This is a genomic window from Kitasatospora sp. NPDC050543, from assembly GCF_044457565.1.
Taxonomy (GTDB): Bacteria; Actinomycetota; Actinomycetes; order Streptomycetales; family Streptomycetaceae; genus Kitasatospora.
Genome location: NZ_JBITGZ010000031.1, coordinates 1 through 15,225, shown reverse-complemented (window position 1 = coordinate 15,225; position 15,225 = coordinate 1). Strand labels below are relative to the sequence as shown.

12 protein-coding genes are annotated in these 15,225 nt (G+C 72.6%); 7 read left to right on the top strand and 5 right to left on the bottom strand.

The features are described 5' to 3' along the window. Positions 1-129: 129 nt before the first annotated feature. The 5 genes from ACIBH3_RS28730 to ACIBH3_RS28710 all read left to right on the top strand — a co-directional run bounded on the left by ACIBH3_RS28730 (position 130) and on the right by ACIBH3_RS28710 (position 6,435). Entirely contained in the window at positions 130-1,089 is a 960-nt protein-coding gene (locus tag ACIBH3_RS28730; RefSeq protein ID WP_396315008.1) for a 2-hydroxyacid dehydrogenase, read from the top strand. Positions 1,090-1,227: 138 nt separating this feature from the next. Continuing rightward, positions 1,228-2,067 (top strand): SDR family oxidoreductase, encoded by an 840-nt coding sequence (locus ACIBH3_RS28725; RefSeq protein WP_396315007.1) that lies wholly within the window; start codon positions 1,228-1,230, stop codon positions 2,065-2,067. Positions 2,068-2,181: 114 nt separating this feature from the next. Then, a complete protein-coding gene (locus ACIBH3_RS28720) occupies positions 2,182-3,606 on the top strand; it encodes a cytochrome ubiquinol oxidase subunit I (RefSeq protein WP_396315053.1) in 1,425 nt (474 codons plus the stop codon). Next, a complete protein-coding gene (locus ACIBH3_RS28715; protein WP_396315006.1) occupies positions 3,603-4,643 on the top strand; it encodes a cytochrome d ubiquinol oxidase subunit II in 1,041 nt (346 codons plus the stop codon). The genes ACIBH3_RS28720 and ACIBH3_RS28715 overlap by 4 nt, the downstream gene beginning before the upstream one ends. A 43-nt stretch (positions 4,644-4,686) precedes the next feature. Next, entirely contained in the window at positions 4,687-6,435 is a 1,749-nt protein-coding gene (locus ACIBH3_RS28710) for a cation:proton antiporter (protein WP_396315005.1), read from the top strand. 19 nt (positions 6,436-6,454) lie between these two features. Here the strand turns inward: ACIBH3_RS28710 and ACIBH3_RS28705 are convergent, their stop codons facing one another. Genes ACIBH3_RS28705 through ACIBH3_RS28695 form a run of 3 tightly spaced genes read right to left on the bottom strand, consistent with a single transcriptional unit; the run spans position 6,455 to position 10,848 of the window. After that, positions 6,455-8,041 carry a GMC oxidoreductase gene (locus tag ACIBH3_RS28705; RefSeq protein ID WP_396315004.1) on the bottom strand — a complete coding sequence of 529 codons (1,587 nt, stop codon included), beginning with the start codon at positions 8,039-8,041 and terminating at the stop codon, positions 6,455-6,457. A 7-nt stretch (positions 8,042-8,048) separates the two neighbouring features. Further along, positions 8,049-9,005 carry a cyclase family protein gene (locus ACIBH3_RS28700; RefSeq protein ID WP_396315003.1) on the bottom strand — a complete coding sequence of 319 codons (957 nt, stop codon included), beginning with the start codon at positions 9,003-9,005 and terminating at the stop codon, positions 8,049-8,051. A 19-nt stretch (positions 9,006-9,024) separates the two neighbouring features. Beyond that, positions 9,025-10,848: a glycoside hydrolase family 15 protein gene (locus tag ACIBH3_RS28695; RefSeq protein WP_396315002.1), complete on the bottom strand. Its 1,824-nt coding sequence runs from the start codon at positions 10,846-10,848 to the stop codon at positions 9,025-9,027. Between the two features lie 154 nt (positions 10,849-11,002). Between ACIBH3_RS28695 and ACIBH3_RS28690 the strand changes: the two genes are divergently transcribed. After that, on the top strand, positions 11,003-11,953 hold the full coding sequence (locus ACIBH3_RS28690; protein ID WP_396315001.1) for a DUF389 domain-containing protein: 951 nt from the start codon (positions 11,003-11,005) through the stop codon (positions 11,951-11,953). Between the two features lie 173 nt (positions 11,954-12,126). After that, positions 12,127-13,482 (top strand): chloride channel protein, encoded by a 1,356-nt coding sequence (locus ACIBH3_RS28685; protein WP_396315000.1) that lies wholly within the window; start codon positions 12,127-12,129, stop codon positions 13,480-13,482. A 15-nt stretch (positions 13,483-13,497) separates the two neighbouring features. Here the strand turns inward: ACIBH3_RS28685 and ACIBH3_RS28680 are convergent, their stop codons facing one another. Continuing rightward, on the bottom strand, positions 13,498-13,764 hold the full coding sequence (locus ACIBH3_RS28680; protein WP_396314999.1) for a LapA family protein: 267 nt from the start codon (positions 13,762-13,764) through the stop codon (positions 13,498-13,500). A 142-nt stretch (positions 13,765-13,906) separates the two neighbouring features. After that, positions 13,907-14,518, bottom strand: coding sequence for a hypothetical protein (locus tag ACIBH3_RS28675; protein ID WP_396314998.1), 612 nt, complete (start codon positions 14,516-14,518; stop codon positions 13,907-13,909). Positions 14,519-15,225: the final 707 nt, after the last annotated feature.

Genomic DNA, 15,225 nt, shown 5'->3' with positions numbered 1-15,225 from the left:
CCTGCGCCGCCCGCCGCCGGGGCGGCGGCCGCGACACCGGCGGCCGCCAGGTCCCACCCGAATGGCGCCGGGCGCGGCATCCCGGCCCGCCGGGATGCCGCAGCCGCGGATCACTGCTGAGATCCCCCCATGAGCACCGAGGACGCTCCCGCCGGCGACCGCCCGGCCACGATCCTGCTTCCCATCGCGCCCGCGCAGATCGGTGGCCTGCCCGAGCTGCCCGCGGTGGTCTGGCGCGGCGACGGCCCGCCGCCGCCCCAGCGGGTGCTGGACGAGGTCGAGCTGTTCGTCCTGCCGTACGCGAACGCCGCCGTCGGCTTCCCGCTGCTCGCCCGGATGCCCCGGCTGCGGTACCTGCAGAGCCTGTCGGCGGGTGTCGAGGACGTGCTGCCCGTCCTGCCGCCCGGGGTGGTGCTGTGCAACGCCCGGGGCGTGCACGACACCGGTACGGCCGAGCTCGCCCTCACGCTGATCCTCTCCTCCCTGCGCGGCGTCCCCGGGTTCGTCCGGGCGCAGGACGCCGGGGCATGGGGCGCCGGGAGCCGCCCCTCGCTCGCCGACCGCACCGTGCTGATCCTCGGGTACGGCTCGATCGGCTCGGCCGTCGAGGACCGGCTGCTGCCCTTCGAGTGCGAGGTCCTGCGGGTGGCCCGGCGGGCCCGGACGGCGCCGCGCGGGCCGGTGCACGACTTCGCGCGGCTGGCGGACCTGCTGCCCGGCGCCGACGTCGTGGTGCTCACCCTTCCGCTCACCGAGCAGACCCGGGGCCTGGTCGACGCGCGCTTCCTCGCCGCGATCAGGGACGGCGGGCTGCTGGTCAACGTGGCGCGGGGCCCGATCGTCGACACCGGCGCGCTGCTGGCGGAGCTGGAGCGCGGGCGGCTGGCCGCCGCCCTGGACGTCACCGACCCGGAGCCGCTGCCCGCCGGACACCCCCTGTGGCGCGCCCCCAACACCCTGATCACGCCTCATGTGGGCGGCGCCAGCTCCGCATACCTGCCGCGGGTCCACCGCCTCCTGCGCGGCCAACTGCTGCGCTTCCTCGCGGGCGAACCACCGGCGAACATCGTGGCCGGGCCCGGCGGCTGAGGCTCCCCGCCCGGCTTGCGCCGTCGGGCGCAATTGCCTCACCCCGATGGGGGAGGCCGGCGAGCCCCGGGCCCCGGCCGCCGCGCAGGGTGGTTGTGTCACGGGGACGTGTGGCGTGCCAACGATGGGAGACGGCAGATGACCTCAGGCGTGGACAGCGGCGGACAGACGGACTCGCTCCGGATTCTCCGGGGCCAGAAGGCCCTGGTGACCGGGGCGAACTCCGGCATCGGCAAGGCCACCGCGATCAGGCTGGGGCAGGCGGGGGCGGACGTCGTCGTCAACTACGTCTTCGGCCGCGAGGACGCGGAGGCGGTCGTCAAGGAGATCGAGGGCTTCGGCGTCCGGGCCTACGCGCACGAGGCCGACGTGTCCCAGGAGGACCAGGTCGTCGGGATGTTCGCCCACATGGTCGAGCAGTTCGGGACGATCGACATCCTGGTGGCCAACGCGGGCCTCCAGCGGGACGCGGCGAGCGTGGAGATGACGCTCGACCAGTGGCGCAAGGTGCTGGACGTCAACCTCACCGGCCAGTTCCTCTGTGCCCGGGAGGCGGCGAAGGAGTTCCTGCGCCGGGGCGTCGTCCCCGAGGTGTCCCGGGCGGCGGGGAAGATCGTGTGCATGAGTTCGGTCCACCAGATCATCCCGTGGGCGGGTCATGTGAACTACGCGGCCTCCAAGGGCGGGGTCCTGATGATGATGCAGACCCTGGCCCAGGAGCTCGGCCCGCAGGGGATCCGGGTGAACGCCGTCGCGCCGGGGGCCATCCGCACCCCCATCAACCGCAGCGCCTGGGAGACCGCCGAGGCCGAGGCCGAGCTGCTCAAACTGATCCCCTACCGCAGGGTGGGCGACCCGAAGGACATCGCCGACGCGGTCACCGTCCTCGCGTCCGACCTGATGGACTACGTCGTGGGCACCACGCTGTACGTCGACGGCGGCATGACGCTCTTCCCCGGCTTCGCGACCGGCGGCTGACGGAGAACCGCGGCCGTGAACACCGCTGCGACCACCGTTGCGACCACCGCCGTGCACCGCGCGGCCGACCTGCTGGCGAGCACCCCCGCCCAGCTGCTGCCGGCGCGTGAACTCATGGCGTTCACCCTCGCCTCGCACATCACCCTGGTCCCGCTGGGCGTCGCCCTGCCCTTCATCACGCTCCTGATGCACTACCGCGGGCTGCGCCGGGGCGATCCCGTCGCCCTGCTGCTGGCCCGGCGCTGGTCGGCGGTGATGGCCGTCCAGTTCGCGATCGGGATCGTCACCGGCACGGTGCTGTCCTTCGAGTTCGGGCTGCTCTGGCCCGCCATGATGGGCCGCTGGGGGGACGTCTTCGGGCTCGGCTTCGGGGTGGAGGCCTGGGCGTTCTTCCTGGAGGCGATCCTCATCGCGCTCTACCTCTACGGCTGGCGCAGGCTGAAGCCGTGGACCCACTTCTGGCTGGGTGTGCCGCTGCCGCTGGCGGCGCTGCTGGGCGCCTTCGGCATCATCGCCGCGAACTCGTGGATGAACACCCCGCGCGGATTCACCCTCGACGCGAGCGGGAACCCGGTGAACGTCACCGTCCAGCAGGCGATCTTCACCCCGATGTTCGGCCCGGAGTACTGGCACTTCGCCGTCGCGATGTTCCTGACGGCGGGCTACGTGGTGGCCGGGGTCTACGCCGTCGGCTGGCTGCGCGGCAGGCAGGACCGCTACCACCGGCTCGGCTTCACCGTGCCGTTCACCGTCGCGGCGATCCTCACCCCCGTGCAGTTCTTCCTCGGCGACAACATCGCGCGGCAGATCTTCCACAAGCAGCCGATCAAGTTCGCCGCCGCCGAGCTGGTCTGGAACACCGGCACCCATGTGCCCGAGTACCTGTTCGGCCGGCTTCAGGAGGACGGCACCGTCAAGGGCGGCATCAAGATCCCCCAACTCGACTCCATCCTGGCCGGATTCAGCCCCGACACCCAGGTGACGGGTCTGGCCTCGGTGGCCGCCGACGACCGCCCCACCGCCACCCAGGCGACCATCGTGCACTGGGCCTTCGACATCATGGCGACCGTCGGCAGCGTCCTGATCCTGCTCGCGCTCTGGTACGCCTGGTGCTGGTGGCGGCGACGGGACCTGCCGAAGTCCCGCTGGTTCTTCCGGTGCGCCGCCGTCGCCGGTGTCGCCAGCGTCGTCACCGTGGAGTGCGGCTGGATCACCACCGAGGTCGGCCGCCAGCCCTGGATCGTCTACCAGAACATGCGGGTGTCCGAGGCGGTGACGCCCACCGGCGCCGCCTCGCTGTGGACGATGTTCGCCGTCGTGGTGGTGGTCTACGTGCTGCTGTTCGGCGCGTTCCTGGCCGTCCTGCTGAAGATGCGCAGCCGCTGGCGCCTCGCCGGCGCCCACCCCGGCCGCCCGCACGACGACCCGGAGACGGACACGCCCTACGGGCCGCGCCGCGAGCACGCCACCGCCGACCTCGGCCACGGTCCGCCCCCGGCGGCGCCGGGCGAGCGGCCGGCACCCGGGAGCGGGCAGTGACCGCGGAGATCGTCGCCTGGATCCTGCTGACCGCCATCGCCGCGTACGCCTGCGGCGGGGGCGTCGACTACGGCGCCGGCTTCTGGGACCTGCTGGCCGGCGGCGCGGAGCGCGGCCGGCGCCCGCGCTGGCTGATCGACCACGCGATGGCGCCCGTCTGGGAGGTCAACAACGTCTGGCTGATCTTCGTCCTGATCCTCATGTGGACGGGGTTCCCCGTCTTCTTCCAGACGGTCTTCAGCGCGATGTGGCTGCCGCTGGCGCTCGCCGCCGTGGGCATGCTGCTGCGCGGAGCCGGCTTCGCGCTGCGCAAGCCCACCCGGAGGCTGGCCGAACGCCGGGTCTACGGCGCCGTGTTCGCCGTCTCCTCGCTGCTCACACCGTTCTTCCTGGGGGCGGCCGTGGGCGGCGTGGCCTCCGGCCGGGTCGCCCCCGGCACCACCGCCTCCGCGGACGCCTGGGCCAACACCACCTCGGTCATGGCCGGCCTGCTCACCGTCGCCGCCACGGCCTTCCTCGGCGCGGTCTTCCTCACCGCGGACGCCCACCGCTTCGAGGCCCACGACCTGGTCGGCTACTTCCTGTTGCGGACCTGGGCCAGCATCGTGGCCCTGGTGGCCCTCGCGCTGACCGGCCTCGCCCTGACCCACCGGCACACCTCCTACGTCTACCACGGCCTCACCCACGGCATCGGGCTCCTGCTGGTGCTGATCGCCACGGCCGCCATGCTGGCCACCGCCTGGCTGGTCACCAGGCCGACGCCCGGGTGGGCGCGCTACACCTCGGTCGCCTGCGTGGCGCTGGTGATCGCCGCCTGGGGGCTCGCCCAGCGGCCGTACCTGGTACCGACCTCCCTCACCGTCCAGGAGGCGGCCGGCGCGACGGCCCCGCTGCAGTGGCTGATGTTCGTCAGCCTCATCGCCCTGGTAGTGATCGCGCCCGCCCTGGTGGTGCTCTACCGCCTCGACACGCACGGCGTGCTGGAGCCGCTGACGGACGAGGACGTCTCCCCCGACGCGCGCGGCGAGGGCCGGTGACCTCCTCCCCGGCGGCCCAGGCCGAGGGCACGGGGGTGGAGCGGTGACGTCCACCCAGGTGCTGGTGGGCATCGCACTGATCGTCGTGCTCGCCGTCGCGTCGCAACTGGCCGCGAGCCTGCTGAAGATCCCGTCGCTGCTCCTGCTGCTGCCCGCGGGCTTCATCGCGGGCGCGCTCACGGACGACGTCAACCCCGAACAGCTGCTCGGTCCCGCCTTCTCCCCGCTGGTGTCACTCGCGGTCGCGGTGATCCTCTACGACGCCGGTCTCGGCCTGGACCTGGGGCGGCTGAGGGGCCACAACCGCCGGGTCGTGATCAACCTGATCTGGATCGGCGTGCTGGTCACCTGGGCGGCCGGCGCGCTCCTCGCCGGCCCGCTGCTCGGACTCTCCTGGGGTGCGGCGGTGATGCTCGGGGTGATCCTGGTCGTCAGCGGGCCGACCGTGGTCGCCCCGCTGCTCAACTTCGTCCGCCCGACCGAGCGGCTCCAGCGCATCCTGGTCTGGGAGGGCTCGCTGATCGACCCGGTCGGCGGCATCCTGGGAGCGCTCGTCTTCCACGCCGTCGTCGCCGGGGACGGCAACGGGATCGCCACCCGGATCGCGGAGTTCGCCGTCAGTACGGCGGTGGGCCTGGCCGGCGGAGCGGTGGGCGCGTTCCTGCTCTGGCTACTGCTGCGCTACCTCGAACTCGGCGAAGTGCTCGGCACCACCGTTCAGTTCGCCGCCGTCATCGGGGTCTCGGCCGGCTGCGACGCGGCCCGCGACGACACCGGGCTGATCGCCGCCATCGTGATGGGCATGGCCCTGGCCAACCTGCCGGGCCTGGACATCCCCGCCCGTCGGCCCTTCTTCGACACCCTGGTCTCACTGATCATCGGCGTGCTGTTCGTCTCCATCTCCGCCACCGTCACCCCGCAGTCCCTGAAACACGTCGTCCTGCCCACGCTGGGCCTCGCCGCCGTCCTCGTCCTGGTGGTCCGGCCGCTGGTCGCCGTGCTCGCCACCGCCGGCACGGACGTACGAGGAGGCCAGCGCTGGTTCATCGGCTGGATGGCACCGCGCGGCATCGTCGCCGCCTCCACCGCCTCCACCTTCTCGGCCGGACTGGTCAGCGAGGGCGTCGGCGGCGCCCAGAAGATCCTCCCGGCCACCTTCACGGTGATCGTCACCACCGTCATGCTCTACGGCCTGACCGCCTTCCCGATGGCCAGGCGGCTCGGCGTGCTGCGCCCGGCCCGCTCGCGGCCGCTGCTGGTCGGCGGCGACCCCTGGGCGGTCGACCTCGGGCAGGCACTGTTCGCGGCCGGCCTGGACGTCCTGATGTGGGCGGGCGCCGAGCGCCAGCGCACCCGGATCGCCGACGCCGGCCTGCCACTGGCCCCCGGCGAACTGCTCGCCTCGGCCACCGGCGCCGGCGCCGAGCTGGAGGGCATCACCGGTGTGCTGCTGCTCACCGAGGAGGACGACTTCAACGCGCTCGCCGCGATGACCCTGCGGGAGCGCGTGGAGGGCCCCGTCCACCGGCTCGCGCCGGCCGCCGGCGGACGGGGCGTGGTGGCGCCGTACACCGGGGGAGCGCCCCTCTTCGGCTCCGGCCTGACCAGGCCCGAGCTGGCCCGCCGGTACGAGAGCGGCTCCCGGATCGTGACGCAGCACATCGCCGGCGGCGTCCCCGTCGGGTACGACCTGCTCTTCCTGGTCCGCGCGGACGGTCAGCTGCTGCCCGTCACCGAGACGCACGGGCCCGCCGTACGGGCCGGGGACGTCGCCGTCCTGCTCAGCCCGTAGGGCCCGCCCGCAGCGGCCGTCAGCCGGGCGCCAGCCGCGCCGCGATGTGGTCACCGACCCGCAGCGCGTTGGCGATGGCGGTCAGCGACGGGTTCACCGCGCCGATGCTCGGGAAGAAGCTGGTGTCCACGACATACAGGTTGTCCAGGTCGTGCGCCTTGCAGTTGACGTCCAGGGCCGAGCTGCGCGGGTCGGTGCCGAAGCGGACGGTGCCGGCCTGGTGCGCGGTCGCGCCGATCGGCATCCCCTTGTGCAGGTAGATGCTGTGCGGCAGCAGATGGTGCGGATGCATGCCCAACCGGCCCAGCATGCCCTGCAGTTTGCGGCGCAGCCGGTTCAGCGGCTCGATGTTGTTGCGCTCGTCCAGTGCGAGGTGGATGGCACCCTCGCCGTCCAGGGTGACGCGGTTCTCCGGCTGCGGCAGATCCTCCCCGCACAGCCAGAAGTCCACCGCGTGATGGGCCAGCACCTCGAACGGCAGGTCCGGGGAGGCCAGTCCGGCCCAGCGCGGCGCCTCACCGCGGATCTGGTCGGAGTCCGACTTGCCGAGCATCTGGATCCCGCCGAGCGGATGATCCCAGTCGTCCGCGCCCAGGTACCAGTCGTTGAGCGCCAGGGTCTTCTGGAACCGGGTGTCGTTCGGCTCCTTCGACACCGCCATCAGCGCCAGGTTGTTGTGCCGCATATAATACCGGCCCACCACGTCGGAGCTGTTGGCGAGCCCGCCCGGGTGCCGGTCGTTCGCCGATCTCAGCAGCAGTGCGGCCGAGTTGACCGCCCCGCAGGCCACCACCACGATGTCCGCGCTGAAGCTCGCGGTGCTCCCGTCCGCCAGCTCGGCGACGACCTCGGTGACGCTGCGCCCGCCGGGATCGGTCTCCAGCCGCCGGACGTTGGCGCCGGTGACCATCGTCACGTTGTCGTGCTCCAGCGCGGGATCCACGCAGATCACCTGCGCGTCGGCCTTGCCGCGTACCAGGCACGGGAAGCCGTCCACCCGGTCGCAGCGGATGCAGACGCTCTCGGGGGTCGCGCGGCCGTGCTCGTCCTGGCTGAGGTTGACGCCGATGGGCAGGTGGAACGGGTGCAGCCCCTGCTTCTCCAGGTCGTCGCTGAGCTGCTGGATGCGCGGCTCGTGCTGCACCGGGGGGTACGCGTACTGCGCGCTGACCGGCCCCTCGCCCGGGTCCTCGCCGTGCCGCCCGTGCACCAGGTAGAGGTGCTCGGCCTGGGTGTAGTACGGCTCCAGGTCCTCGTAGCGGATCGGCCAGGCGGGGGAGAGCCCGCCGTGGTGGCGCAGCTCGCCGAAGTCCTCGGGGCGCAGCCGGAACAGCGCCGCGCCGTAGAACTTGGTGTTGCCGCCGACGTAGTAGTTGACCTCCGGCGGGAACTGCTCGCCGTGCCGGTCGTACCAGAACTCGGGGGCCCGGTACTTGCCCTTGACGAAGACGGCGGTGGACTCCCAGTTGTCCCGCTCACGGGGCAGGTAGCCGCCCCGCTCCAGGATGAGGATCCGCCGGCCGGTGGGGGCCAGGCGGTGGGCCAGGGTACCACCGCCCGCACCGGTACCGATGATGATGACGTCGTAGTGCGGGCCGTCGGTCATGTGAGCCTCACAGGATCGCGATCGGGTTGACGGGGGAGCCGGTGGCCGCGGGGAGCCGCAGCGGTGCGATGACGCACAGGAACGACCAGCGGCCATGCTGCGCGCAGATCGGCGCCAGGTCCTCGAACTGCAGGTAGTCGAGCAGGTACAGGCCCAGGGCGTGCACCCCGAGCACGTGGACGGGGAAGGCGACGCCCTCGGTCGGACTGGGCGCCGTGTCGTTGTTGCCGTCGCCGCCCAGCACCGCGACCCGCCGCTCGGCCAGCAGGCGCACGGCGTCCGGGTGCAGCCCGGCCCGGGCGCCGGCGGCCTCCCAGGGCCCGCGCTCGGCGCGTCGGCGCTTGTGGCCGACCCGGACGAACAGCAGGTCTCCCTGGCCGGCCCGCACCTGCTGGGCCCGCTCGGCGGCGAGCAGGTCATCGGTGGTGACGCTGTCGCCCGGTTCCAGCCACGGCACGCCGCGCAGGCGGGGGACGTCCAGCAGGACGCCGCGCCCGACGATCCCGTCGCGGGCCAGCTCCACCGAGAGCGCGGTGGCGCCCTGCGGGGTCAGCGAGCCGCGGGCGGGCACGCCCCCGTACAGGGTGCCCTCGTAGACGACGTGGCAGAGCGCGTCGAGATGGCTGTCGGCGTCGCCGTGTACGTTCATGCCGAAATGGTCGGTGGCGAAGTGCAGTCCGTGTTCGTCGGCCTCGCTCTCGGGCGGACTGGTGAGCCGGTGGGCGGCGGGCTGCGGGTTGTCGGGCCCGGCCGTGGTCTCCACCGGCGCGGCGAGGGTCACGGTGCGGCCCAGGCGCACCTCCCGCACGGCCGCGCGGACGGTCTGTGCGGTGATCGTCTCCAGGGCGCCGCGCGGGCCGCGGGCGCCGCCGGCCGCGGACAGCTCCCGCAGGCTGCGGTACAACGTGCGGAACTCCTGCGGGCTCTGCCGGGGCGCGGCGGCGCCGGCGCTCTGCGGGTCCATGGGGAGGTGGCCCTCGGCCTCAGAGGGCCAGCCGCTGCTGTTCCAGCGCCTCGTCCAGCGTGCTGGCGGCCATGATCAGCGACATATGGGTGAACGCCTGCGGGAAGTTGCCCAGTTGCTCACCACTGGGGCCGATCTCCTCGGCGAACAGGCCCACGTGGTTGGCGTAGGTGTGCATCTTCTCGAAGGTGTAGCGGGCGGGGCGGATGCGCCCGGCGCGGGCCAGCGCGTCCACGTACAGGTAGGTGCAGAGGCTGAAGGTGCCCTCCGAGCCGCGCAGGCCGTCCGGCGAGGCCGCCGGGTCGTAGCGGTAGACCAGGCTGTCGGAGACCAGCTTGCGCTCCATCGCGTCCAGCGTGTCGAGCCAGCCGGGGCTCTTCGGGGAGAGGAAGCGGACCCGGGGGATGAGCAGCAGCGAGGCGTCCAGGACGTCGCCGCCGTAGTGCTGGACCAGTGCCTGCTCCGACTGGCTCCAGCCCTTGTCCATCACCTGGTCGAGGATGGCGTCGCGGGCCGCCGTCCAGCGCGCGGTGTCGGCGGGGCGGCTGAGTTCGGCCGCCAGGCGTATGCCGCGGTCGAAGGCGACCCAGCACATCACCCGGCTGAAGGTGAAGTCCTGGCGCCCGCCGCGGGTCTCCCAGACACCCTCGTCGGGGCGGTCCCAGCGGTCGGCCAGCCAGTCCAGGACACGGGACAGGCCCTTCCAGCCGTGGTAGCCCATCTGGACGCCCACGTCCATGCTCTCGGCCAGCGCGTACAGCGCCTCGCCGTAGATGTCGAGCTGGAGCTGGTCGGCCGCGGCGTTGCCGGCCCGGACCGGGCGCGAGCCCCGGTAGCCCTCGAAGTGCTCCAGGATCTCCTCGGTGAGTTGCGGGTCGCCGTCGACCCGGTACATGATCTGCAGGCGCTCGCCCGGGATCTCGGCCCGGTCGCGCATCCGGTTGCCGAGCCAGTGGGTGAACTTCGTCGCCTCCTCGACGAACCCCAGGTCGAGCAGCGCCCGGACGGACAGCGAGCCGTCCCGGACCCAGGTGTAGCGGTAGTCCCAGTTCCGCTCGCCGCCGACCTGCTCGGGCAGGCCCATGGTGGCCGCGGCGACCGGGGCCCCCGAGGGGGCGTAGGTGAGCAGCTTGAGGGTGATGGCCGAGCGGTTGACCATCTCGGCCCAGCGGCCGCGGTAGCGGCTGGTGTGCAGCCACTTCTGCCAGAAGCCGACCGCCTCCCAGAGCCTCCTGGTGACGTCCTCGACCTCGGGCGGCGGCGGTGGCGGCCCGTCGACGTCACAGGCGGTGAACACCGCGGCCGCCGACTCGCCGTTGTGCAGCGTGACGGAGCCCCGGACGTCCCGGCCGTCCCGCTCGATGGGGAAGGTGCACTGCAGGTGGCCGGCGATCCCCGGCGCCCGGAACACCGCGCCCTCGGACCTCAGGTCGAGCTGGTGCTCGGCCCGCCCGTAGTCGAACCGCGGCCGGCACTCCAGCGAGAAGCGCACCGTCCCGCGGACGGCACGCACCACCCGTAACAGGGTGTGACGGTCGGTCGGTGTGTCACCGGTGTTCGCCGTCATCCAGTCGATCACTTCGCCGACGCCGTTCACCGACATGAAGCGCGTCACCAGGACCCCGGTGTCGGGGTAGTACAGCTGTTTGCAGGTCGCCTCCGGGTCGTCGTCCGCGAGCAGGAAGTACCCGCCGCGATCGTGGTCCAGGAGCGCGGCGAAGATGCTGGGCGAATCGAAGCGGGGCGAGCAGAACCAGTCGACGACGCCCTGGGAGGACACCAGCGCGGCGGTCTGCAGATCGCCCACCAGCCCGTGATCGGCGATGGGAGGGTAGCGGTCCATGAGCGTCCAATCTCAGATCTCAGGGGGATCCTCTACACAGCCCACTATCCGACAGCCACGCCACGCCCGCCCGCGCTGGATTGCCGACCGCGGGGCTCGCGGCGTTACTGGAGGGGACCCGTCCCGGAGGACCAGGCCCGGAGGTTTCAGGAATTTGGACATGATCCATGTCCGCGCGGTGAGCCCGCCGGAGCTGACCACCGAGGCCGTCCGCCTGCTCTCCCGGAACCCCTGTGTCATCGACCTGATCGTGCAGCACGGCGTTGCGCGCAACCCGGACGGCGACGCCGTCGCCTGTGACGTGCTGACCAGTGGCGCCAACGAAGTCCTGCGCAGCCTACGCGAGTTGGGGATCGACCGGCGTGGATCCATCGTCATCGAACCGGTGGACATGGCCTTCTCGGGCCGGGCCGCCGCCCACGCGCGGCAGCTCGGGCCGCTCTCCCAGGCGCCCGTCTGGGAGCAGGTCGAGGCGCGCATCCGCGCCCAGGGCAGGTACGCGCCGAGCTTCTACCTGTACATGGTCGTCGCAGGCCTGATCGGATCGGTCGGGATCGTCACCAACTCCCAGATCCTGATCGTCGCGGCGATGGTCGTCGGCCCCGAGTACGGCGCCATCGTCAGTGTCGCGCTGGGCCTGGACCAGCGGGACCGCGCACGCGTCCGGCACGGGCTGCGCGTCCTGTTCGCCGGCTTCCTGGCGGCCATCGTCGCCACCTTCCTCTTCAGCCTGCTGATCCGAGGCTGCGGATTCGAGTCCCGGGCCTTCCGCGCCGGGGTGCGGCCCGTCTCCAACCTCATCAACACACCCAACTTCTTCTCCTTCGCCGTCGCGGCCCTGGCCGGAGTCGTCGGGATCGTCTCGCTGTCCGAGGCCAGGACCAGTGCCCTGCTCGGCGTGTTCATCTCGGTCACCACCATCCCGGCGGCGGCCGACATCGGGGTCTCCACCGCGTTCGCCAGCTGGACCGAGGCCCGCGGCTCACTCGTCCAACTGCTCGTCAACATCGTCGTGCTGATCGTTGTCGGCACCGGCACCCTCAGCTGCCAGCGCGCGGTGTGGCGAGCCGTCGCGCGGCGACGCGTGGCGGCGGACCCCGGGTAGCGGGAGCCGGCGCCCGGCCGCTCGCGGGCGTTGGGCCGGCAGGATGACAGTCGCGCCGACACCGCCCGGCTACCCCGGGCGCACCCGGGGCGGGCGAGCGGTGCGTGATATCACAGCACGGACGGCGTGGGCCGGTGCGCTCCGAGAACGACCGGCGCCCAGGAGGGGAGAGCATGTCGGCCGACCAGCCAGCCGAGGCATCCGCGACACCGCCGCCGGACCCTTTCGCGCTGCTGCGCAGCCGGGGATACCTCGCACTGCTCCTGATGGCGGCGATCCTCGGGGTGCCGATCTCGGCGGCGGCGTACGGCTTCCTCGCCCTGGTCTCCGAACTCGAGTCGCTGACCTACACCGACCTGCCCAAGGCGCTGGGCTTCGAGGGCACGCCGCCCTGGTGGCCGGTGCCGCTGGTCGCCGTGGGCGGACTGCTGGTCGGGCTCACCATCCGCTACCTGCCCGGCACCGCGGGGCACAAGCCGGCCGAGGGCCTCTCGACGGCGGGCGCGCCACGGGCGGTGGATCTGCCCGGCATCGTGATCGCGGCGGTGCTCTCACTCGGCGCCGGAGCCGTCCTCGGCCCGGAGGCACCGCTCATCGCGATCGGCAGCGGGTTCGCCGTGGCCGCCGTGCGACTGGCCAAGCGGGACCTCGCACCGAACACGATCTCCGTGGTGGGCGCCGCGGGGAGCTTCGCCGCCGTCAGCGCACTGCTCGGGTCACCGATCCTCGGGGCGTTCCTGCTGATGGAGGTCTCGGGCCTGGGCGGGCCGATGCTCGGCATGGTGCTCGTGCCCGGTCTGCTCGCCGCGGGCATCGGCTCGCTGATCTTCGTCGGCCTGGGCACCTGGACCGGCCTGGGCACCTACTCGCTGGCGCTGCAGGACGTCCCGCACGCCGACCAGCCCGACCTCGCCGAGTTCGGCTGGGCCATCGTCCTGGGGCTGGCGGCGGCCTTGGTCGGTGTCGGGATCCGACGGCTCGGACTGCTGCTCCAGGGCCGGGTGGAGCGGCGGCTCGTGCTGGCCACGACGGTGGCGGGCGCGGTCGTCGGGGCCCTCGCGCTGGCGTACGCCGAAGGCTCGGGCCAGTCCGCCTCCGAGGTGCTGTACTCCGGCCAGAGCGCGCTGAACCCGCTGCTGGCCGCGGCGCCGGGCTACTCGGCGGGCACCCTCACCCTGCTCATCGTCTGCAAGAGCCTGGCGTACGGCATCTCGATGAGCGGCTTCCGCGGCGGCCCGGTGTTTCCGTCGATGTTCGTGGGAGCCGCCGGCGGGATCCTGTTCTCGCACCTGCCGGGGCTGTCACTGGCGTCCGGCTTCGCGATGGGCATCGGCGCGATGTGCGTGGCGATGCTCAGACTGCCGATGACCTCGGTGCTGCTCGCCACCCTGCTGATGGGCACGGAGGGCTTGACCGTGATGCCGCTGGTGATCGTCTCGGTGGTGGTCGCCTACGTCGCGTCGACGCGGCTGACTCCGGTACCCGCCGGACCCCCGGAACCTGCCGGGGAGCGGGCGGCGCACGCCTGACCGCGCGGGGCCCGTTCAGCGGTTGCGCGTCGCGTCGCGTCGCGAACGGCGCCGGGCGAGGAAGAAGCCGATCACCATCCCGACCAGCAGGGTCACCGTCAGCACCGCCCACAGTGGCAGCGTGACGGTCGGGACCCAGAGCTTGACGGAGACCGAGCCGGTGTTGGCCGCGATGAACCAGATCGCGAGCACCGCCAGCACGCCGACCCCGATGGTCCGGATCCGTACGGCCCGGCCCTTGACGGTGAGCGTCGAGTGCTGCGGACGAGTGTTCTGCGCCATGGTCCCAGTATGGTGCGGTTTGCCCAGATGTGTCGGTCGGCCAGTCGGGCCGCTCGGCCGTCGGCGCTCGCGCGGGCACCGCGGGCGGCGGTGGTGCCGGTACTCCGGAGCGCCGTCCCCTGTGCGCCGGATCCGCCGCCGCTCAGTAGCGCTGCGCCTGGGCGACGGTGGGCACCAGAGCCTGGTCCGGGGACTTCACGGTGAAGGCGGTCGGAGTCGCCTTCGCCCCCGGCGCGAGGTTCTCCACGCCCAGCACGGTGCTGTCCACCACGGCGCCGGAGGCGTCCGAGAAGTTGACCTTCACCGCGTAGGACGCCGGGCTCGACGTGCTGTTCACGATGGTCACCATCGCCGCGTTCAGGCCGGCGGAGCTGGTCTTGGGAAGGCCGGTGATGGTGACGTCGGAGAGTGCGTTCCCGCCTCCGGAGACCGAGGTGAGGGCGGACTGCGCCGCGGCCCTGTTGCGGCCCACCTCCGCGGAGACCGAGGCCTCGAAGGCCGAGGCGGCGGCCGACAGTGAGGAGGCCGCCGCGGACAGGGAGGCCTGGGCGGAGGCGGCCAGTGAGGCCAGCGCGGAGGGCGGCGAGCCGGAGAAGGCCGACGGGTTCGGGGAGAAGGGCGTTCCGCTGGCCGACGGGCTGGTCGAGGAGCCGCCCGAGGAGCCGCACGCGGCGAGCGCGCCGATGGCGCCCACCACCAGCGCGAGCGCACTCAGCGTGCGCCACCAGCCCCCGACGTGCGCCGCCGTTGTCACGCGCCTTCTGTCCACGATCCACCCGCCGCTCCTCGGCAGAGTCCTTCCCTGCCTCGTCCCCCACCGTCACATCCCGTCGGCGCGCGCCGCGACCGGACTGACCCGACCGGGGGGCCGCCATCGCGACGAGCGGTGTCCCGCGCCGCCCGGGCTCGCCGGGGCAGGCCCGGACGGCAGGTCGGCGGCAGCCCGCCCCGCTCGCCAACCCGGCGTGAGCGCTTCTTCTCTGACGCCTGGTCGGCTTGTGAAGAGTTCGTGCTACAACTGCGGTGGGTCATCCGGGCACCCAAGCATCCACCGGATGACTTGTCATGTCCCTTGTCGAATCCCCTTTGGGGGATCCAATGCCCCCGCCTTCGTCTACGACTCCGTCTCCTCCAGCCTCGCCTGCAGCTACCCCCGGGGCGGGCCGTCCTCCAGTTTCCACCTGCGCGCCCGTCGACGGCCTGACGGCCTGCATGGCGAAGAGCGGCTGGACGTACGACCTGATCACCTGCACCTACGCGTGCAGCCGGCTCTCCGGTGTCCCCGCGACGACGTACCGCATCCGGCAGCCCGCGAACGGGCATGCCGATGCCCCGCCCGGCCCGGGTGGGCGCGGCGGGGCTTCGGGGTGGTGCTGTGGTGCTGCTCGGGTGTTACTTGGTGAGGCCGGCCTTGGCGGAGCAGACGGGCCAGGCGCCGGGGCCCTGGGCGGCGAGGACCTT

What these genes read in the sequence shown, in the direction of transcription:
- ACIBH3_RS28730 (WP_396315008.1), top strand. Translation starts at nt 130, where the DNA reads ATGAGCACCGAGGACGCTCCCGCCGGCGACCGCCCGGCCACGATCCTG.
- ACIBH3_RS28720 (WP_396315053.1), top strand. Translation starts at nt 2,182, where the DNA reads ATGGCGTTCACCCTCGCCTCGCACATCACCCTGGTCCCGCTGGGCGTC.
- ACIBH3_RS28700 (WP_396315003.1), bottom strand. Translation starts at nt 9,005, where the DNA reads ATGGACCCGCAGAGCGCCGGCGCCGCCGCGCCCCGGCAGAGCCCGCAG.
- ACIBH3_RS28705 (WP_396315004.1), bottom strand. Translation starts at nt 8,041, where the DNA reads ATGACCGACGGCCCGCACTACGACGTCATCATCATCGGTACCGGTGCG.
- ACIBH3_RS28695 (WP_396315002.1), bottom strand. Translation starts at nt 10,848, where the DNA reads ATGGACCGCTACCCTCCCATCGCCGATCACGGGCTGGTGGGCGATCTG.
- ACIBH3_RS28725 (WP_396315007.1), top strand. Translation starts at nt 1,228, where the DNA reads ATGACCTCAGGCGTGGACAGCGGCGGACAGACGGACTCGCTCCGGATT.
- ACIBH3_RS28685 (WP_396315000.1), top strand. Translation starts at nt 12,127, where the DNA reads ATGTCGGCCGACCAGCCAGCCGAGGCATCCGCGACACCGCCGCCGGAC.
- ACIBH3_RS28680 (WP_396314999.1), bottom strand. Translation starts at nt 13,764, where the DNA reads ATGGCGCAGAACACTCGTCCGCAGCACTCGACGCTCACCGTCAAGGGC.